The 17,760-nt window shown below is 55.8% G+C and carries 20 protein-coding genes and 1 other RNA gene; 14 read left to right on the forward strand and 7 right to left on the reverse strand.

Going from position 1 to position 17,760, the window contains the following annotated elements; genetic code table 11:
- Positions 1–118 precede the first annotated feature (118 nt).
- The 9 genes from ACNT1W_RS23580 to ACNT1W_RS23620 all read left to right on the forward strand — a co-directional run bounded on the left by ACNT1W_RS23580 (position 119) and on the right by ACNT1W_RS23620 (position 5,253).
- Entirely contained in the window at positions 119–565 is a 447-nt protein-coding gene (locus ACNT1W_RS23580; protein WP_115183674.1) for a hypothetical protein, read from the forward strand.
- Positions 566–705: 140 nt separating this feature from the next.
- The gene (locus ACNT1W_RS23585) at positions 706–1,377 is read left to right on the forward strand and encodes a DedA family protein (protein ID WP_012147022.1); all 672 of its coding nucleotides are present in this window, start codon (positions 706–708) and stop codon (positions 1,375–1,377) included.
- Positions 1,377–1,748 carry an EnvZ/OmpR regulon moderator MzrA gene (gene mzrA, locus ACNT1W_RS23590; RefSeq protein WP_012147023.1) on the forward strand — a complete coding sequence of 124 codons (372 nt, stop codon included), beginning with the start codon at positions 1,377–1,379 and terminating at the stop codon, positions 1,746–1,748. The genes ACNT1W_RS23585 and mzrA overlap by 1 nt, the downstream gene beginning before the upstream one ends.
- 224 nt (positions 1,749–1,972) lie before the next feature.
- A complete protein-coding gene (locus tag ACNT1W_RS23595; RefSeq protein ID WP_112363735.1) occupies positions 1,973–2,344 on the forward strand; it encodes a DUF1090 domain-containing protein in 372 nt (123 codons plus the stop codon).
- Positions 2,345–2,508: 164 nt separating this feature from the next.
- Positions 2,509–2,814, forward strand: a complete 306-nt coding sequence (locus ACNT1W_RS23600; RefSeq protein ID WP_085119129.1) for a DUF883 family protein — start codon at positions 2,509–2,511, stop codon at positions 2,812–2,814.
- 2 nt (positions 2,815–2,816) lie between these two features.
- Entirely contained in the window at positions 2,817–3,218 is a 402-nt protein-coding gene (locus ACNT1W_RS23605; protein WP_012147026.1) for a phage holin family protein, read from the forward strand.
- The gene (locus tag ACNT1W_RS23610) at positions 3,215–3,502 is read left to right on the forward strand and encodes a YqjK-like family protein (RefSeq protein ID WP_012147027.1); all 288 of its coding nucleotides are present in this window, start codon (positions 3,215–3,217) and stop codon (positions 3,500–3,502) included. Before ACNT1W_RS23605 ends, ACNT1W_RS23610 begins: the two co-directional genes overlap by 4 nt.
- Positions 3,503–3,797: 295 nt before the next feature.
- Positions 3,798–4,193, forward strand: a complete 396-nt coding sequence (locus ACNT1W_RS23615; RefSeq protein ID WP_012147028.1) for a DoxX family protein — start codon at positions 3,798–3,800, stop codon at positions 4,191–4,193.
- Between the two features lie 73 nt (positions 4,194–4,266).
- Complete coding sequence (locus tag ACNT1W_RS23620; RefSeq protein WP_419246238.1) at positions 4,267–5,253, forward strand: glutathione S-transferase family protein; 987 nt, start codon at positions 4,267–4,269, stop codon at positions 5,251–5,253.
- A 37-nt stretch (positions 5,254–5,290) separates the two neighbouring features.
- Here the strand turns inward: ACNT1W_RS23620 and ACNT1W_RS23625 are convergent, their stop codons facing one another.
- Positions 5,291–6,196, reverse strand: coding sequence for a LysR family transcriptional regulator (locus ACNT1W_RS23625; RefSeq protein WP_012147030.1), 906 nt, complete (start codon positions 6,194–6,196; stop codon positions 5,291–5,293).
- A 107-nt stretch (positions 6,197–6,303) separates the two neighbouring features.
- On the opposite strand from ACNT1W_RS23625, the gene ACNT1W_RS23630 reads away from it, so the two are divergent.
- Positions 6,304–7,005 (forward strand): pirin family protein, encoded by a 702-nt coding sequence (locus tag ACNT1W_RS23630; RefSeq protein WP_419246239.1) that lies wholly within the window; start codon positions 6,304–6,306, stop codon positions 7,003–7,005.
- 59 nt (positions 7,006–7,064) lie between these two features.
- Here ACNT1W_RS23630 and rnpB read toward each other — a convergent pair.
- Positions 7,065–7,443: RNase P RNA component class A (gene rnpB, locus ACNT1W_RS23635), an RNA gene on the reverse strand.
- A 41-nt stretch (positions 7,444–7,484) separates the two neighbouring features.
- Positions 7,485–8,348: a 16S rRNA (cytidine(1402)-2'-O)-methyltransferase gene (gene rsmI, locus ACNT1W_RS23640; protein WP_012147032.1), complete on the reverse strand. Its 864-nt coding sequence runs from the start codon at positions 8,346–8,348 to the stop codon at positions 7,485–7,487.
- A gap of 62 nt (positions 8,349–8,410) precedes the next feature.
- Between rsmI and ACNT1W_RS23645 the strand changes: the two genes are divergently transcribed.
- The 4 genes from ACNT1W_RS23645 to dolP are packed head-to-tail and all read left to right on the forward strand — an operon-like array spanning position 8,411 to position 12,012.
- Positions 8,411–10,435 carry a penicillin-binding protein activator gene (locus ACNT1W_RS23645; protein WP_329907720.1) on the forward strand — a complete coding sequence of 675 codons (2,025 nt, stop codon included), beginning with the start codon at positions 8,411–8,413 and terminating at the stop codon, positions 10,433–10,435.
- A complete protein-coding gene (locus tag ACNT1W_RS23650; protein ID WP_012147034.1) occupies positions 10,432–10,785 on the forward strand; it encodes a YraN family protein in 354 nt (117 codons plus the stop codon). Before ACNT1W_RS23645 ends, ACNT1W_RS23650 begins: the two co-directional genes overlap by 4 nt.
- A gap of 51 nt (positions 10,786–10,836) precedes the next feature.
- Positions 10,837–11,427, forward strand: a complete 591-nt coding sequence (gene diaA, locus ACNT1W_RS23655) for a DnaA initiator-associating protein DiaA (protein ID WP_004948462.1) — start codon at positions 10,837–10,839, stop codon at positions 11,425–11,427.
- 9 nt (positions 11,428–11,436) lie between these two features.
- A complete protein-coding gene (gene dolP, locus ACNT1W_RS23660; protein ID WP_012147035.1) occupies positions 11,437–12,012 on the forward strand; it encodes a division/outer membrane stress-associated lipid-binding lipoprotein in 576 nt (191 codons plus the stop codon).
- Between the two features lie 81 nt (positions 12,013–12,093).
- Here the strand turns inward: dolP and mtgA are convergent, their stop codons facing one another.
- From mtgA to ACNT1W_RS23680, 4 genes are all read right to left on the reverse strand, one after another.
- Entirely contained in the window at positions 12,094–12,825 is a 732-nt protein-coding gene (gene mtgA / locus ACNT1W_RS23665) for a monofunctional biosynthetic peptidoglycan transglycosylase (RefSeq protein WP_012147036.1), read from the reverse strand.
- Complete coding sequence (gene elbB, locus ACNT1W_RS23670) at positions 12,822–13,475, reverse strand: isoprenoid biosynthesis glyoxalase ElbB (protein ID WP_017894133.1); 654 nt, start codon at positions 13,473–13,475, stop codon at positions 12,822–12,824. Before elbB ends, mtgA begins: the two co-directional genes overlap by 4 nt.
- Positions 13,476–13,712: 237 nt before the next feature.
- Positions 13,713–16,052, reverse strand: coding sequence for an aerobic respiration two-component sensor histidine kinase ArcB (gene arcB, locus ACNT1W_RS23675; protein WP_012147038.1), 2,340 nt, complete (start codon positions 16,050–16,052; stop codon positions 13,713–13,715).
- A 92-nt stretch (positions 16,053–16,144) separates the two neighbouring features.
- Positions 16,145–17,083, reverse strand: coding sequence for a TIGR01212 family radical SAM protein (locus ACNT1W_RS23680; RefSeq protein WP_419246889.1), 939 nt, complete (start codon positions 17,081–17,083; stop codon positions 16,145–16,147).
- Between the last annotated feature and the right edge of the window lie 677 nt (positions 17,084–17,760).

Below are 17,760 nucleotides of genomic sequence, written 5' to 3' on the forward strand. Positions count from 1 at the left end.
GGCGATTTGCCGTGTAGTATTTCACCGCTGGCAACGTAGATTTCCCTGTTGCCAATCGTGCTATTTTGGTAAAGTTGAGCCACTTTTTACCCTCTGCTACGGGGCGGGACGCGAATACATGCGCTGGTTGTTTGCCATGCTTATTGCTCTTTTTTGCTGGACCGGTTCGGTCTCCGGCCAAAAACTATGCGCGGCGCCCTCCAAAGCTATTCCCACGGCACTGAACGGTCAGCCATCGCTTGCCGAGTCGGTGTTCTCCCCTGATGACCCGGTTTACCGGTCACCGGCAGAACTGCGGCGTAAAGCGCCCGGTAAAATGCCGCTGCTGCTGCCGCGGGTGCATTCTTACCCCGGTTCGCTACCTGCCCCCGCCCAACTGTTGCCGGTTTATTCGTTAGCCACAGAGTTGGGTCACAGCACTTGCCTCCCGCGCCAGAAATCACCTGCGCCAAACCGGCTTGCCCAGATGAACTGGACGCTGCATACCTCGCAGCAGCAAAACAGGCTGGGTGGCTGGAAAGAAAGTAATATGCTTTATCGTGGTACGCTGACTTACCACTCTTGACCGGTGTCGCACCGATTAGAAACCACTAAAAAGCAACGCCGTTTCATCATTATCAGCAGCCAGGATCGCCCGCGCGCTCTGCGCCCACTCCCGATCCGCCGCTGAGACAAAAACAAACAATGACGTTTTAGGAACACCGGATGGACATCATTAAAGAACTGTTACATGCCTTATGGCAGCAGGATTTTGAGACGCTGGCGAATCCCTCGCTGGTCTGGACGCTCTACGGCCTGCTGTTTTTGATTCTGTTCCTGGAAAATGGCCTGTTGCCGGCGGCGTTTCTGCCGGGTGACAGTCTGTTGATCCTGGTTGGCGTGCTGATCGCCAAAGGCACCATGAATTTCCCGCTCACCATTTTTATCCTCACCGTCGCCGCCAGTCTGGGGTGTTGGGTCAGTTACATACAGGGCAAGTGGCTCGGTAATACCCGAACCGTGCAGGGCTGGCTATCCCATCTGCCGGCTCACTATCACCAGCGTGCCCATCAGTTGTTCCACCGCCACGGGCTTTCCGCTCTGCTGGTCGGCCGTTTCCTGGCGTTTGTCCGCACCCTATTGCCGACCATTGCCGGCCTCTCCGGCCTGAGCAACGCACGCTTCCAGTTCTTTAACTGGATGAGCGGTCTGCTGTGGGTGGTGATCCTGACCTCGCTGGGCTTTGCCTTGGGCAAAACCCCGGTGTTCCGCAAATATGAAGACCAACTGATGTTCTGCCTGATGCTACTGCCGCTGGTGTTGCTGGTCGCGGGGCTGGTGGGCTCGTTAATCGTGCTGTGGCGCAAGAAACGCGCCGATCAGGGGAAAGGGGCGTGATGATCAAGCGCCCGCGCTGGCAGTACGTGTTGCTGATTGCGCTAGCTTTACTGGCGCTCGCCACGCTGTTGGTGCCCTGCATGGTGCGTACCGAAAGCGAACTGCGCATCCGTGCCGGCCAGCAAGGCCTTTCGCTACCTGACGGTTTCTATGTCTACCAAAGGCTGGATCAGCGAGGCATTCGCATCAAAAGCATCACCCCGGAAGGCGATGGCCTGGTGATCCGCCTGGACTCGCCGGAACAACAGTTGCTGGCGCGCGAAGCATTGCAAAACATTTTGCCACCGGGCTACATCATCGCCCTCAGCGAATCCCCTGTTCCTACCCATTGGGTGCGTGAATTTGCACGCGCCCCACTCAATCTGGGATAATACCCCCTTCATATGAAGGGCTTTCCTTTCATTTAGCCTCACTGTTCAATTAATCACCAATCACCACCGAACTGGGGCGGATTCTTTGGGGGTCTGCGCTTTCCATGACTATGCTAAAGGTTAGCGTCAGTCAGCAGCGTAAGACTCCTGTCGCGCTGCCTTTGTTGGCAGTCAGGAACAGAGGATGTTTACCAATGCATCCCAATAATTAAGGAACTGATAACATGAAATTACGCCATTCGGTGTTACTTGCCCTCCCATTATTCCTCGTGCCGGCCCTGTCATTCGCAGCAGAGAATGGCTGTGTGACCAAGGCACAAGAAATTCAGAAACAGATCGATTATGCCACCCAGCACGGCAATACTCAGCGTGTCGCCGGGCTGAAAACGGCATTGAGCGAAGTGCAGACCCATTGCACACCAGCCAGCCTGCAGGCCGATCGTCAGAAAAAAATTGATGAAAAACAAGGCAAGGTCACCGAGCGTCAGCAGGAACTGAAAGAAGCCCAGCAGACCGGCAACCTGGAGAAAGTGGCCAAGAAACAGAAAAAGCTGGCTGAAGCTCAAGCCGAGCTGAAACAAGCTCAAGCGGAATAATTTTTTTACACCAGCGGATTTATCGCTGAGAGCCACGCCACACGGGATTTTTATTGCGTATAAAATGGATGCTTAGTGATATCAGCTACTCATCCGCCCTTTGCTCCGGCGAAAAAATCCGCTATGTTGAAAGTCTGTCGAAGTTAACGTTAAGGAATAATCACATGGCACATGATTCAAATGCAGAAAACTTACGCGCTGAACTTAAATCCTTAGCCGATACGCTGGAAGAAGTGTTGAACTCTTCCACCGATAAGCCAAAAGCCGAGCTGGAAAAGCTGCGTTCCAAAGCCGAAAGCGCATTGAAAGATACCCGCGTACGTCTGAGCGATGCCGGGGACAAAATTGCCTCCCAGACCAAACAAATCGCCGGCCAGGCGGACGAGTATGTTCGTGATAATCCGTGGACCGGTATCGGTATCGGCGCTGCGGTCGGCGTAGTGCTGGGCGTTCTGTTAGCGCGCCGCTAATTATGGCAGAACAACCGCAAGTTCGTGCACAGGGCCCCGCTAAAGGGGTCCTGGATGTCGCCCAGCGCATCATCACCATTCTGGTCGGTATGGTGGAGACCCGGGTTCGACTGGCCGTGGTCGAGCTGGAGGAGGAGAAAGCTAACCTCATTCAGTTGCTGATTATGGCCGGTATGACCCTGTTATTCACCGCATTCGGCCTGATGAGCCTGCTGATCCTGATTTTCTGGGCCGTAGATCCCGTCTACCGTTTGATCGCGTTAGGCACGACGACCGGTGTGCTGTTGTTCCTGGCCGTGGCTGGCGCTATCTGGACACTGGTCAAAGCGCGCCGCTCCACGCTGCTGGGTGCGACACGCAATCAGTTGGAAATCGACCGTTCCGAGCTGGAAGGTGAAAAATGAATCGCCGCCGCTATCTGGAATGGAGAAAAGAGAAGTTGATTGGCAAGATCCAGCAACAAAGGCTGGATCTTGCCGAAAACAAAGCCCTGTGGCTGGAAAAGACCGAGCGCATCGATCGCGGCTGGCAAACCCTTTTCGGCCTGCGTAAATATCTGGTGGTCGGTTCCAGCGTGATGGCGTTGTACGGCATCCGCCACCCCAGCAAGTTGATTCGCTGGTCACGCCGCGCTTTTGGTGCCTTTGGTACTATCCGCTTGATCCAGAAAACGTTTTCCAGCAAGTAACCTTCCCCCCGTCCATCAATACTTCCGATGTTTTGCCCGCCTTTTCACAGAGACTTTGCGTTTCTGCCGGTGAAGGCTGGGCAACTTTCTGATTCCCCACGATTTGTTAGCAGGCTAAAGATTCAGTTTTTTTGAAAAAATACGACAGTTTTACTTGCTAACAAAGCGTACTCATCCCGATTAACATTCACTCCATCAAGACGAAACGGGCAGGACAGGGTCAGATACCCGGCATACCGCTCACTAACATGACAAACGCCAAAACTGGCAAACAAAAATCACTTTGGAGTAAATGATGAAAAAATTAGAAGATGCAGGTTTGCTGGTTGCTCGTATTCTGATGCCAATCCTGTTTATCGTGGCAGGCTACGGCAAAATGGGTGATGCCTATGCCGGCACCCAACAGTACATGCAATCGATGGGCGTACCTGGCTTCCTGCTGCCGCTGACCATCCTGCTGGAATTTGGCGGCGGTCTGGCAATTTTGTTCGGTTTCCTGACTCGCACCGTGGCACTGTTCACCGCCGGTTTTACCATCCTGACCGCGTTACTGTTCCATACTAACTTTGCAGATGGCGTAAACCAGATCATGTTTATGAAAAATCTGACCATCGCCGGCGGCTTCATCGTACTGGCCGTTGCAGGCCCAGGCGGTTTCAGCATCGACCGTCTTCTGAACAAAAAGTGGTAAGGTTTTAACACCGACTCAGGGGCCCGCATGTCGGGCCCTTTTGCTTTTTCACTCGGACACGAAGGAGATTCCCATGGGACAACTCGTCGAGGGCGTTTGGCAAGACATCTGGTATGACACCTCATCCACCGGGGGCCGTTTCAAACGCTCAACCTCTCAGTTCCGCAACTGGGTGACCGCCGACGGTCAGCCGGGCGAACACGGAGTCGGAGGTTTTAAAGCGGAGCAGGATCGTTATCACCTGTACGTTTCACTCGCCTGCCCCTGGGCGCACCGCACGCTGCTGATGCGTAAACTGAAAGGGTTGGAGTCACTCATTCCCGTTTCCGTGGTGCATCCGCTGATGCTGGAAAATGGCTGGACCTTTGGCACCGACTTCCCTGAGGCCACCGGCGACAGCCTGTACCACTCGGATTTTCTCTACCAGCTTTACCTGCGCGCCGACCCGCACTACACCGGCCGCGTGACGGTGCCAGTGCTGTGGGACAAACAGCAACAGACCATCGTCAGCAATGAATCCGCCGATATCATTCGCATGTTCAACAACGCATTTGATGGTGTTGGCGCACGCGCCGGCGACTATTATCCCACCGAGCTGCGCGGACAAATTGATGAACTGAATGGTTGGATTTATGACCAGGTGAATAATGGCGTCTACAAGGCCGGTTTCGCCACCAGCCAGGAAGCCTATGACGAAGCGGTAAACGGGGTATTTGACGCGCTGGCGCGACTGGAACAGATCCTGGGGCAACAGCGTTACCTGACGGGCGATCGCCTGACTGAGGCCGATCTGCGCCTGTGGACCACGCTGATACGCTTCGACCCGGTGTATGTCACCCACTTTAAATGCGACAAACACCGTATCAGCGATTATCTCAACCTGTACGGCTTCCTACGTGACATCTACCAAATGCCGGGCATTGCCGAAACGGTCAGCCTGCCGCACATCCGCAATCACTATTACCGCAGCCACGCCACCATCAATCCGCACGGCATTATTTCTATCGGGCCGGCGCAAGATTTGGATGAGCCACACGGCCGCGACCGGCGTTTTGGTTAACGCACACCTCCCTTTTGCTTAACGGCAAGAGGGAGTTTTACTGTCGTTCCAACTGTGCAAACAGACGCGGAATTTCGCGCAGGAACCAGGCCTTTGCCTCCCCCATGCTGTCACGTCGCCAGGCCATAATGATGTCAACTTCGCGGCTGTATTCCGGTCCGACAACGCGCAGACGCCCTTCTTCGATATCTTTCTCGACCATCGGGTAAGGCATGGTCGCCACACCCAGCCCTGCCAGCAAAGCCAGGCGCTTGTCTTCAATGGTGCTGACCGTTAGCCGCTGCTGTTTATCCAACAATTGCACCGTCAGTACCGGGCGTTCCCGTGCGGTATCCGCGACAGCAATACCGCGGTACTTCACGCGCGTCACTTCAGACAGCGGCTCCGGCTCAAGGTGGATTGGATGACCCGGTGCGGCCACATACACGCTCATCACCTTGTACAATTTACGGGTGTTAATTTCTGACGAAGCTCGAAAGTGCATATCCGGAGCGATAACGATATCGGCGCGCCCCTGCTCCAGCCTTTCCCAGGCACCGGCCAGCACTTCGGTCAAGATCGACACCTGGGTATTGGCCTTCAGCGCGAGTTTATCGACCAGCGGAAACAGTTTGCTCGGGGGTGATAGCGCCTCGCTGACAATCGTCAGGTGGGTTTCCCAACCGCGAGCCAGCGCTTCCGCATCGGTGGTCAGCTTGTCTGCCGCCTCCAGCAGTACTCGTCCGCGCTCCAGCAGCATACGTCCGACGTTGGTGAACTTAGTACGGTGGCCGGAGCGGTCGAACAGCACCACGTCCAATTCTTCTTCCAATTTTTGCATGGTGTAGCTGAGCGCCGAAGGCACGCGCCCCAGCTCATCGGCTGCCGCAGCGAAGCTGCCACGTCGGTCAATCGCATCCATAACCCTTAACGCTTCAAGCGTTAACGCCCGATCTCTGGCCATCGAATCTCTCTGTCAGGAAATTTGAATATACCGACCAGATTAACTGGCTAACAATCCGCCGTCCAGATGCTTACCATCTAGATAATGAATTTAGAGAGCCGATTGCCATGATTACATGCAGAACAGCACAACAATGCGGGCAAGCTGACTTTGGTTGGCTGCAGGCTCGCTACACCTTTTCTTTTGGACACTACTTCGATCCCAAGCTGATGGGCTACGCCTCGCTGCGGGTGTTAAATCAAGAAGTGCTGGCACCGGGCGCGTCGTTCCAGCCACGCACCTACCCCAGCGTGGATATCCTGAATTTAATCCTGCAGGGTAAAGCGGAATACCGCGACAGCGAAGGCAACACGGTCAACGCCAGTGCCGGTGAGGCTTTGCTGCTGGCCACCCAGCCGGGGCTGAGTTACAGCGAGCAGAACATCAGCAGTGATACGCCGCTGACCCGCTTGCAACTGTGGCTGGATGCCTGCCCAGAGCGCAACAATGAACGCGTACAGCGCCTGATGTTGCCAGAGACCGGCCTGACGCTGCTGGCCTCGCCAGACGGTGCTCAGGGCAGCCTGCAACTGCGCCAACAGGTGTGGATCCACCATCTGGATTTACAGCCGGGCGAACAGCAGACGCTGGCGCTGAACGGACCGCGGGCGTACCTGCAATCGATCCACGGCACCATTGAAGCCCATGGCGAGCGCAACGACGGCCAACACCTGACCTGCGGCGATGGGGCGTTTATCCACGAGGAAAACCGCCTGACCATCCGCGCCGAGACACCGCTGCGCGCGCTGCTGATCGATTTGCCGGTGTAATGGGCATCCAGAAAGGAAAAAACCCCGCGTAACTTGCGTCACGCGGGGTTTTCTTTTATAGAGGGAGCTGACCGGTAAGCCGGGTTCTGTCGTGGACAGTCATTCCTCTAGGCCAGCAATCGCTCACTGGCTCAAGCAGCCTACCCGGGTTCAGTACGGGCCGTACCATGTGAACCCCTATTTGGCCTTGCTCCGGGTGGAGTTTACCGTGCCACGAACTGTTGCCAGTCGCGCGGTGCGCTCTTACCGCACCCTTTCACCCTTACCTGATCCCGCTTGCGCGGGCCATCGGCGGTTTGCTCTCTGTTGCACTAGTCGTAGGCTTGCGCCTCCCAGGCGTTACCTGGCACCCTGCCCTATGGAGCCCGGACTTTCCTCCCCTCCATCTGTCTCCCCCGAAAGGGACGGCAATGAAGCGGCGACTGTCTGGTCAACTCCGGCGCGGATAGTAGCGTTGCGCTCACGGCAGGTCAACCGCTTTACTGTTCTTGTTGCTCTAAAGCATATTTATACAACGCATTTTTCTTCACGCCGTGGATCTCCGCCGCCAGCGCCGCCGCCTTTTTCAACGGCAGTTCTTTTTGCAGCAGTGCCAGGGTACGCAGCGCCTCCAGCGGCAATGCGTCCTCCTGCGCCTTGTGGCCTTCAACGATCAGTACCATTTCGCCGCGACGTCTGACTTCATCTTCCTGCACCCAGGCCAGCAGTTCACCAACCGGTGCGCCGGTGATAGATTCCCAGGTTTTGGTCAGCTCGCGCGCCAGCACCACATAACGTTGCGGCCCCCAGACGGTGACCATGTCCTGCAAACTTTCCAGTAAACGGTGGGTGGATTCGTAGAAAATCAACGTGCGCGGTTCCTCTGCCAGCGCCATCAGCGTATCCTTACGGCCCTTGGTTTTCGCCGGCAGGAACCCTTCGTAGCAGAAGCGGTCTGAAGCCAAACCGGCGGCGCAGAGTGCGGTAGTTGCCGCACAGGCACCTGGCAGCGGCACCACACGGATGCCTGCTTCACGGCAACGGCGCACCAGGTGATAACCAGGATCGTTGATCAACGGCGTACCCGCATCGGAAACCAGCGCAATGCTCTGGCCTTCCTGCAGCTTCGCCAACAGTTGATCGGCCTTTTGTTGTTCGTTATGGTCATGCAGCGCAAACAACCGCGCGCTAATCGCAAAGTGTTGCAGCAGCAACCCGGTATGGCGCGTGTCTTCCGCCGCAATCAGATCAACGCTTTTCAGTACCTCTAACGCACGGTGGGTAATATCCCCTAAATTGCCGATTGGGGTGGGCACCACATACAGCGTTGATGCAGAAATGACTGATTGTTGGTGTTGATTCATTGTTTCATCCGGGTTGCCGATTTAATATTGAGCATCTTGAAAAAAACATCACTGGATACAGTATGCTTTCCTCAACATTCGTTCGTACCAAAGCAGGGCGTTCAAAGCCTGTCCGACTTACCGCAGTTATCGCAGCAGCCCTGTTCCTTGCAGGCTGCCCAAGTCAGGCCCCGCAGACGCCGCCTGCCAATATACAGGACGAAGCGAGCGCCAGTTCCGATTACTATCTGCAGCAGCTGCAGCAAAGCAGCAATGATAACAAGGCTGACTGGCAATTACTTGCTATTCGCGCGTTGTTACGCGAAGGGAAACTGCCGCAGGCCAGTGAACAACTGAACCAACTGCCGAAAAACCTCAGCAGCGTGCAGCAGGTGGAAAGCCAGTTGCTGACCGCAGAACTGCAGGTGGCGAACAAAAGCTACGTCAGCGCGCGCAGCACGCTGGGTCATATCGATAGCGGCTCGCTATCAGCCAATCAGCTGGTGCGCTTCTACCAGGCGCAGATCGCGGTCAATCAGGGTAAAGCTTCCCTGCCGCTAATCCGCGCTTACATTGCGCAAGAGCCATTGCTGACCGGCAAGGCACATCAGAACAACCTGGATCAAACCTGGCAGTCACTGCTGCAACTGACGCCGCAGGACATGAACAGTCTGGTGATCAACGCCAATGAAAATGTGCTGCAAGGCTGGCTGGATCTGCTGCGGGTATATCAGGACAACAAACAGGATCCTGACCTGCTGAAGGCCGGGATTAAAGACTGGCAGAACCGTTACCCGCAGAACCCGGCGGCGAAAACGCTACCGACCCAGTTGAACCAGGTACTGCACTTTACCCAGGCTTCCACGTCGAAAATCGCCCTGCTGCTGCCGTTGAACGGTCAGGCCAAAGTGTTCGCCGACGCGATCCAAAAAGGCTTTGAAGCGGCTAAAAATGGCGTGACGCCTTCTACGCCGGTTCAGCAACAGCAACCCGCCAGCGTGCCTGAGCAGACAATGCAACCGGCATCAACCGATCCAAACGCCAATGGTGCAGTGAGCACCTCGGCACCGGATGCGGCCCCGGTGACCGCCGCCCAGCCTTCTGCGCCGTCTACTGCGCCAATTACACCGCCGCAGGCCGCTAACGCACAGATTAAGGTGTATGATACCTCCAGCCAGCCGCTGGCCGCGTTGCTGACGCAGGCACAGCAGGATGGCGCGACCCTGGTGGTCGGCCCGCTGCTGAAAGAAAACGTCGATCAACTGGCCAGCAGCACCACTACGCTGAACGTACTGGCGCTCAATCAGCCGGAAACGCCGAAAGATAACCCGAATATCTGTTACTTCGCCCTTTCTCCGGAAGACGAAGCGCGTGATGCAGCCCGCCATATTTGGGAACAGCAGAAGCGGCAGCCGCTGTTGCTGATCCCACGCGGTGCCTTCGGCGATCGCGTTGCCAAAGCCTTTAACCAGGAGTGGCAGAAACTGGGTGGCCAAACCGTGCTGCAGCAAGGCATCGGTTCCGCCAGTGAGCTGCGCCAGATGGTCAACAGCGGTGGGATTCGCATGTCCGGTACGCCAATCTCCACCGCACCGGCGCCGCAGGCAGTGACCATTGCCGGGCTGACTATTCCGGCACCACCAAGCGATACGCCTGCAACCAGCGGTGGCAGCGTAGACTCGGTGTATATCGTCGCGACCCAGTCCCAGTTGACGCTGATTAAACCGATGATCGATATGGCCACCAACTCGCGCAGCAAACCGGCAATGTACGCCAGTTCTCGCAGCTACCAGGCCGGTGCCGGCCCGGACTTCCGCCTGGAAATGGAAGGCCTGCAATTTAGTGATATTCCATTGTTGGCCGGCGCTAACCCGCAGTTGTTGCAGCAGGCAAGCAGCCAGTTCCGCAACGACTATTCGCTGGTGCGCCTGTACGCAATGGGGATGGATGCCTGGACATTGTCCAACCACTTTGCTGAAATGCGCCAGTTGCCTGGCTTCCAGGTCTCCGGCACCACTGGCGTACTCACCGCCGCGCCAGGCTGTGTGATCAACAGAAAGCTGCCTTGGCTGCAATATCGCCAGGGCACGGTCGTTCCGGTCTCTTGAGTCAACGCGCCATAGGGGCGGGCTATGAGTTACAGGCCCGCCACTATCTGGAACGCGCCGGGCTCACCTTCTGCGCCGCCAATGTGGCGCTGCGCGGCGGTGAGCTCGATCTCATCATGCGCGATGGTCAAACCTGGGTGTTCGTTGAAGTCCGCTACCGCCGCAGTGACGCTTTTGGCGGTGCGGCTGCCAGCGTCACTTACCGCAAGCAACAGCGGTTGCTGCATGCCGCCGCCGTGTGGCTGGCGGGACGCGGAGCCAGTTTTGACACATCGTCTTGCCGTTTTGATGTTTTGGCCATCACCGGTAGCCAGTTAGAATGGATACCCAACGCCTTCAATGCGGATTAATCATGGTTTACCGGTGCAGACCGGCCCTTTGACTTAGTGGATTAATACAACGTGCTGGATAGAATTAAAGCCTGTTTTACCGAAAGCATCCAAACCCAGATTGCGGCAGCGGAGGCCTTGCCCGACGCCATTTCGCGTGCTGCGATGACGCTGGTTCAATCCTTACTTAACGGTAATAAAATTCTGTGCTGCGGCAACGGCACCTCGGCGGCCAACGCGCAGCATTTCGCCGCCAGCATGATCAATCGCTTTGAAACCGAGCGCCCAAGCCTGCCGGCCATTGCGCTGAATGCCGATAACGTGGTGCTGACGGCGATCACCAACGATCGGCTGCACGACGAAGTTTATGCCAAACAAGTCCGCGCGCTCGGCCATGCCGGCGACGTATTGCTGGCAATTTCCACCCGCGGCAACAGCCGTGATATTGTGAAAGCGGTCGAAGCCGCAGTGACGCGCGACATGACGATTGTCGCACTGACCGGCTATGACGGCGGTGAACTGGCCGGCTTGCTCGGCCAGCAGGATGTCGAGATCCGCATTCCATCACACCGCAGTGCACGTATTCAGGAAATGCATATGCTTACCGTAAATTGCCTATGCGACCTGATTGATAGTACGTTGTTTCCCCACCAGGACGAATAAGGAACTGAGATGAAGCTGAAAGCCACATTTGCAGTGCTGTCCAGCGCCCTGCTGTTACAAGGCTGTATTGCAGGCGTTGTCGTTGGCAGCGCCGCCGTTGCCACCAAAACGGCCACCGACCCACGTAGCGTCGGGACTCAGGTAGACGACGGCACGCTGGAAGCCCGGGTTGAAAACGCCCTGAGTAAAGATCAGCAGTTGAAGAAAGAGGCCCGGGTGGTTGCGACCGCCTATCAGGGTAAGGTGCTGCTGACCGGCCAGGCGCCGAATACCGATCTGGCCGCCCGCGCCAAGCAAATCGCGATGGGTGTTGAAGGCACGACCGAAGTGTACAACGAGGTTCGTCAGGGTACGCCGGTTAGTCTGAGCACCGCGTCTTCCGACACCTGGATCACCACCAAGGTGCGTTCACAATTGCTCACCAGCGATGCAGTGAAGTCATCCAATGTGAAAGTCACCACCGAAAATGGTGAAGTGTTCCTACTGGGTCTGGTCACGCAACAGGAAGCGCAGTCTGCGGCACAGACGGCTAGCCAGGTCGGCGGCGTGAAACACGTCACCACCGCCTTTACCTTTGTGAAATAACCGCTTGCCGGGGAAAGTGGCTTCAGCATTGTCTGATGCCCTCACCCCGGCCCTCTCCCACCGGAGAGGGGGAAAGCTTACTCAATCCAGATTATTTTCTTTCAGAAACCCTTCACCACCCAACTGACGCATCTGGCGCATGATCCACTGCTGCCGCTGTACTACGTAGCCCGAAGGCGCATTGGCTTTGAAGCGATGCGGGTTGGGCAAGACTGCCGCCAGCAATGCCGCCTCTGAGGCCGTCAGACGTTTGGCCGGTTTATTGAAAAAGCGCTGTGACGCTTCCTCCACGCCGAAGACGCCGTCGCCGAACTCCACGATATTCAGATAAACCGTCAGGATCCGTCGCTTGGTCCACACCAGCTCAATGCCCGATGTCAGCCCGGCCTCCAGCCCTTTGCGCAGCCAACTGCGGCCATCCCACAGGAACAGGTTCTTCGCCGTTTGCTGGGACAGCGTAGAGGCACCACGGATGCGCGTGGGCCGACGTTCGTTATGGCTAAACGCCTTTTCGATCGCCGCCACGTCAAACCCCCAGTGCTCCGGGAATTTCTGATCTTCCGCCGCCATCACCGCCAACGCCATCTGCGGGGAAATATCGTCCATCGACACCCAGTCGGAATGCGCCACATAGCTAAAATCGCCACTCAGCCAGGCACCGATCTGCCGTTCAACCATCACCGCAGAAAAAGGCACTGGCAGAAAAGCAAAGGCAAGGATCCCCAGTAGCCATGCGCCAACCAGCACAATTAATCCACGTTTCAGCCAAAACCAGGGCCGGGAAAAAATCGATTTGCCCGCAGATTTTCTCATTCAGTCAAATCCAGCACCCGTGAAACCAGCTTATCAATTCCGCTGGCCGCCTCAGCGATCGATTTCGCCAGCATATAGGCCGGCGTAGTCACCACTTTGTTCTCGATATCCACTACGATGTCGTCAACCGGACAAATCACCGGCTCGCCACCCATGGCATCAATCACTTCACCCAGGTCGGGATCGTTGCCAATGGTCAGCCGCACTTGTTGATCCAGCAACTTCGGCAGCAAGGCAGGCGCAATACACATAAAACCAATTGGTTTATTTGCCTTATGCATTTGCTGCGTTAACTTAGCCAAATCCTTATCAATCCAGCATTCCGCCCCTTCGCTGGCAAAACTGCTGAGGTTCTTTGCCGCACCAAAGCCGCCGGGGACGATCAGGGCGTCGAGTTGGCTGGCGTCAGCCTGCGAAAGCGGCTGAACCTTGCCTCTGGCAATGCGCGCAGACTCCACTAAAACATTGCGATTTTCCGGCACTACATCGCCAGATAAATGATTGATAACATGAAGTTGAGGTTTATCCGGGGCAAAACACACCGCCTGCGCCCCCGCCCGGTCCAACGCCAGCAGCGTCAGGACGGCTTCATGGATCTCCGAACCGTCATAAACCCCACAGCCACTCAGCACTACGCCAACGTTTTTCATCACCCTTCCTCCTGTCGCTACTGTCAACTGGTTAGTGCTCTGAGTTGACAAACACTAATCTACATCACACATTTTAATGAATCTTCTAACAAGAGCGCTTACATTTGCTATGTTGTTGGCTGTATGATGTTTAGGAATTCTCTACAACCTGCTCGACCAGAACATTAAAACCAATACGCAGGTTCACAATTTCCCTGGTGTTGGCGCAATATTCGCGCACCCCGGCCTAGGTCGGGGTCATTTTTTTTCAGCTTCCGCTACCCACTCACGCAGTACCTGCACATCGTTGCGCCATTCCAGCTTCAACTCATCAACCCAATCTTGCACGTTATCCCACCATGCCGGCAGCGTCGGAGTTTGAATTTGCTGTGCAATTTGTTGCAGATGACGCAGGCCAACCGAGCCGGCGGCACCTTTGATTTTATGCCCCTCTTCCGTGATGCCTTTCTGGTCGCGCGCCGTCATGTTGGAATCCAGCACTGCCAGATAACCCGGCATCATCTGCTCAAACATCTCCAGGCTCTGATGAATCAACTGCGGCCCCACCAGGTCCATATACTGTTCCAGCATGGTGGTATCCAGTAAAGACTCATTAATCTTCATCGTCTTTTGCTCCGTTTTCTTTGTGGTGTGAGAGGGTTGATGATCCCAGTAATGTTTAATCACTTTGGTCAGCGCCGGTACCGACAGCGGCTTGCTCAGCACATCGTCCATTCCCGCGTCGAGGTACTCTTTTTTGTCTTTCAGTACGTTGGCAGTCAGCGCAACCAGCGGCGGCAACGCCTGCCCGGCATAGCGTTCACGCAGTATCCGGGCGATATCCAGCCCGGTCATATCCGGCAACTGGATGTCCAACAGCACCAGATCGAACTCGTCCGGATCAAACATGGCCAGCGCATCCTGGCCGTTCATCGCCACTTCAACGCTGTTACCCAGTTTTTCCAGTACCGAACGCGCCACAATCACATTCAGCTCAATATCTTCCACCAGCAGGATATGCAGCGCCGGCAATGGCAGTTCCTCTTCAACTGCGGTTTCACTTTCCACTTCCTGCACCGCCGGTGCCTTGATGGATAAGGTGAAGCAAGAACCCTGCCCCTGTACGCTGCTGACGGTGATATCGCCGCCCATGCTCTGCGCCAGCCGCTTGGAAACCGCCAGCCCAATGCCGGTGCCGGTCGCCGGACGGCCACCGTGCTGATCCTTCACCTGATAATACATGGCGAAGATCTTGTCCTGTTCATCCTGCGGAATGCCCATGCCGGAGTCTTCCACTTCAAACACCAGCCGATCCTGCTCTTCACGCCGCACCCGCACCACAATTTGCCCCTGCGGGGTAAACTTCACCGCGTTGCCGATCAGGTTCCACAGGATCTGCCGCAGGCGGGTACCATCGGCGATGATTTGTTGCGGCAGCGGTTGTTGCGGCTCCATCACAAACTGCAGCCCTTTCGGCTGCACCAGCAGGCCGGAGAGGTTTTCCAAATCGGCCAGGAAGCCGGTAAAGTCCACCGGTTGATTGTCGAGCTGCACTTTACGGCGCTCGAGTTTGTCCATCTCGATAATGTCATTGAAGATATTACCCAGCGTGATGGCGCTGACATGGATGGTTTTGAGGTATTTCAGCTGTTCGTCGTTTAACTCGGTATCGAGCAGAATGCGGCTCAGGCCGACGATGCCGTTAAGCGGCGTACGAAGCTCGTGGCTGATCGTTGAGATGAAGGTAGTCTTGTCCCTGCTGGCATTCTCCAGCGCGTCCTGATAGCGCTTACGCTCGGTTATATCGCGGCCAAAGCCCATAAGGCCGTGGCGTTTGCCCACGCGGTCGTAAAACGGCACCTTGCGCAGCTCAAAACAGGCCTTGCGACCATCCGGGTAAACCAGCCACTGTTCGTAGGTCAGTGAGACGTTGTGACGGAACACTTTCTCGTCGGTTTCGATTACCTTCTCGGCAATTTCCTCACCGTAGACGTCAAAAGGCGTCAGACCGATCAGCTGCTTTTCGCTTTTGCCGGTCAGCAGTTCCATCGCCCGGTTACAGCCAGAGAACTCTTTGTCTTCGTTGCGGTAATAGACCAGATCCGGTGAGGCGTCGAGGAAGGAGCGCAACAGCGCCGACTGCTGGCCCAGTTCGATCTGCGCCAGTTCACGCTGCTCCATCTCTCCCGTCAGTTTGTCCATCACCTGCTGACGTTCTTCTTCCGCCTTGATACGGTCGGCAATTTCCTGATTCAGTTGGCTGATGTTGTCCTTCAGCTGTTGGTTCAGCTCCAGGTCGCGGTGGCGCATCTCTTCGAGCTTATCCACCAGCCGCGTCAGGCGCTGGCGCGACTCCTCAAGCTGTTCGACCACCACCGACAGAAAGTAGACCGCCCATGGCGTAATCAGCAGGCCGAAGAAGATGGAACGCACCACGTCTATGCTTTCTACTTCCCCGCGCAGCAGCATGGTGACCGCCATCTGTACCACCATCGCCAGCACCACCAGCGCCGATGCCAGCAGCAGCGAAAAGCGCACCAGCCCCAGTTTTACCATTAAATCAACGTAGTACTGGGCTAACACCCGGATTTGCTTCATAGCCGCTCCCATCAGACAGAATCTTGTAAATCATACCGTAAAACCCCGGTGAGATAAGAAAGCAAACGCCGAAGTGTGGGAAAGATTGCAAATCAAAACAGTGCGCAAGGGCGATATTGCTGCTTTTCTTCCAATGCGCTGCCCTGGCCGCCATGGCGTTGCAGATAGCCCCCCACCGCCTGCATGCCGTTCCAACGGTTTTCGCACCATAATGGTGCCAACAGCGTCGGCCGACAGGCACTGGCGGAGATGCGGTGATACACCACCTCTTTCGGCGTATGGCGGATCATCTCACCGGCGCTGCAGGCATACTCCTCGAGTGCCAGCTCAGGCAAGCGCCCAGCCTGCCAGGCCCGCGCCAGGGTGCTGCCGGTCACGATATGCAGCGGGTGCAGCTTGATGCCGTCCACCCCGCTGTCCACCACCTGCTGCAGGGTCGCCAGATGGTCGGCGGCCGTTTCCCCTGGCAGCCCAACAATCAGATGGCTGCAGACCTTCAACCCACGTTCACGCGCCAGCCGGGCGGTGTGCTGATAACAGGAGAAATCATGGCCGCGATTGATGCGTTTCAGAGTTTTATCGTGCGCGGTCTGTAGCCCCAACTCCAGCCACACCTCATAGCCCTGTTCAAGGTAACCCGCCAGCAGATCCAGCGCGGCGGGCGGTACACAGTCCGGGCGCGTGCCGACGCAGATACCGACCATATCCGCCTGCGCCAGCGCCTGCCGATACATCTGTGCCAGCAGGCTCACTTCGGCATAAGTACTGGTATAAGCCTGGAAATAGGCCAGATAACGCTTGGCACGGTTGACCCTGACCGCCTGCATCGCCAACTGCTCGGCGATACTTTGTTGCTGCATCTGTTCATCGGCGAAAGAGGCCACATTGCAAAAGGTACAGCCACCGCGCCCAAGCGTGCCATCGCGGTTCGGGCAACTGAAACCACCATGCAGCGTGAGTTTATGGATCTTTTCACCATAGCGGCGCTGAAGATCGGCGCCAAACATATTGACTAATTGCGGCAACTGCATAATCTTGGAAGTCTCTGTGCTCAAAGCCCGTGATGCTAATAAGAAACGGCTTTTCCCGCGATGACAGAGATCAACGCTTTCCCCGCAAGGCTTCACCAGGCATAACTATTCATTATAAATGCAAATAAAATCACTCTTGCCGAGATGAATTTTTCTTATTCTCACGCAACCGTTCACGTCAATATGACAAAGCGATGAAAAATAGTTATAAACAACGAAAAAGAATAACTTATTAGAATAAAATTCCGACATTCCCACCCGCACTAGCATGGTGCAGAGATTCAGGCGTTGCACTATAGTGAGACAGCTCACATTTCTCCGGGGGTTACTGCTCTCCTGCACAAGCTCAAAAACGGATATAACATATTAAATATCAACTAATTGAGCGCAAAAAATCCCATAAGAAACCCCCTTAGGCCTATAGTTGACCTGCGTATTCTTTCTCGCTAAGTTGGAAGTCCGCTGGAAGCTTTCTGGACGGGCAAACGTCTCGTCATATTTATGCAGTAATTTAAGACTCCCTCTTAAAACAAGTCATTTACCACTTGTGAGAACCGTCACGAGAGGCCATTAACGGAGGGCGGAAAAGCAGATCGGCGCTATTAACCTTGCTGATTGGACTTCTGCCTGAAATTAAGAAGCCGCTCGCAGTGGGTTGTGAGAGTCACGCAGAGCCT

This window comes from Serratia sp. NFX21 (assembly GCF_048517035.1).
In the GTDB taxonomy this organism is placed as follows: domain Bacteria; phylum Pseudomonadota; class Gammaproteobacteria; order Enterobacterales; family Enterobacteriaceae; genus Serratia; species Serratia quinivorans.

Excerpts from the sequence above, each read along its gene's own strand:
- ACNT1W_RS23580 (WP_115183674.1), top strand. The coding sequence starts at position 119 with ATGCGCTGGTTGTTTGCCATGCTTATTGCTCTTTTTTGCTGGACCGGT.
- ACNT1W_RS23585 (WP_012147022.1), top strand. The coding sequence starts at position 706 with ATGGACATCATTAAAGAACTGTTACATGCCTTATGGCAGCAGGATTTT.
- mzrA (WP_012147023.1), top strand. The coding sequence starts at position 1,377 with ATGATCAAGCGCCCGCGCTGGCAGTACGTGTTGCTGATTGCGCTAGCT.
- ACNT1W_RS23595 (WP_112363735.1), top strand. The coding sequence starts at position 1,973 with ATGAAATTACGCCATTCGGTGTTACTTGCCCTCCCATTATTCCTCGTG.
- ACNT1W_RS23600 (WP_085119129.1), top strand. The coding sequence starts at position 2,509 with ATGGCACATGATTCAAATGCAGAAAACTTACGCGCTGAACTTAAATCC.
- ACNT1W_RS23605 (WP_012147026.1), top strand. The coding sequence starts at position 2,817 with ATGGCAGAACAACCGCAAGTTCGTGCACAGGGCCCCGCTAAAGGGGTC.
- ACNT1W_RS23610 (WP_012147027.1), top strand. The coding sequence starts at position 3,215 with ATGAATCGCCGCCGCTATCTGGAATGGAGAAAAGAGAAGTTGATTGGC.
- ACNT1W_RS23615 (WP_012147028.1), top strand. The coding sequence starts at position 3,798 with ATGAAAAAATTAGAAGATGCAGGTTTGCTGGTTGCTCGTATTCTGATG.
- ACNT1W_RS23620 (WP_419246238.1), top strand. The coding sequence starts at position 4,267 with ATGGGACAACTCGTCGAGGGCGTTTGGCAAGACATCTGGTATGACACC.
- ACNT1W_RS23625 (WP_012147030.1), bottom strand. The coding sequence starts at position 6,196 with ATGGCCAGAGATCGGGCGTTAACGCTTGAAGCGTTAAGGGTTATGGAT.
- ACNT1W_RS23630 (WP_419246239.1), top strand. The coding sequence starts at position 6,304 with ATGATTACATGCAGAACAGCACAACAATGCGGGCAAGCTGACTTTGGT.
- rsmI (WP_012147032.1), bottom strand. The coding sequence starts at position 8,348 with ATGAATCAACACCAACAATCAGTCATTTCTGCATCAACGCTGTATGTG.
- ACNT1W_RS23645 (WP_329907720.1), top strand. The coding sequence starts at position 8,411 with ATGCTTTCCTCAACATTCGTTCGTACCAAAGCAGGGCGTTCAAAGCCT.
- dolP (WP_012147035.1), top strand. The coding sequence starts at position 11,437 with ATGAAGCTGAAAGCCACATTTGCAGTGCTGTCCAGCGCCCTGCTGTTA.
- mtgA (WP_012147036.1), bottom strand. The coding sequence starts at position 12,825 with ATGAGAAAATCTGCGGGCAAATCGATTTTTTCCCGGCCCTGGTTTTGG.
- elbB (WP_017894133.1), bottom strand. The coding sequence starts at position 13,475 with ATGAAAAACGTTGGCGTAGTGCTGAGTGGCTGTGGGGTTTATGACGGT.
- arcB (WP_012147038.1), bottom strand. The coding sequence starts at position 16,052 with ATGAAGCAAATCCGGGTGTTAGCCCAGTACTACGTTGATTTAATGGTA.
- ACNT1W_RS23680 (WP_419246889.1), bottom strand. The coding sequence starts at position 17,083 with ATGCAGTTGCCGCAATTAGTCAATATGTTTGGCGCCGATCTTCAGCGC.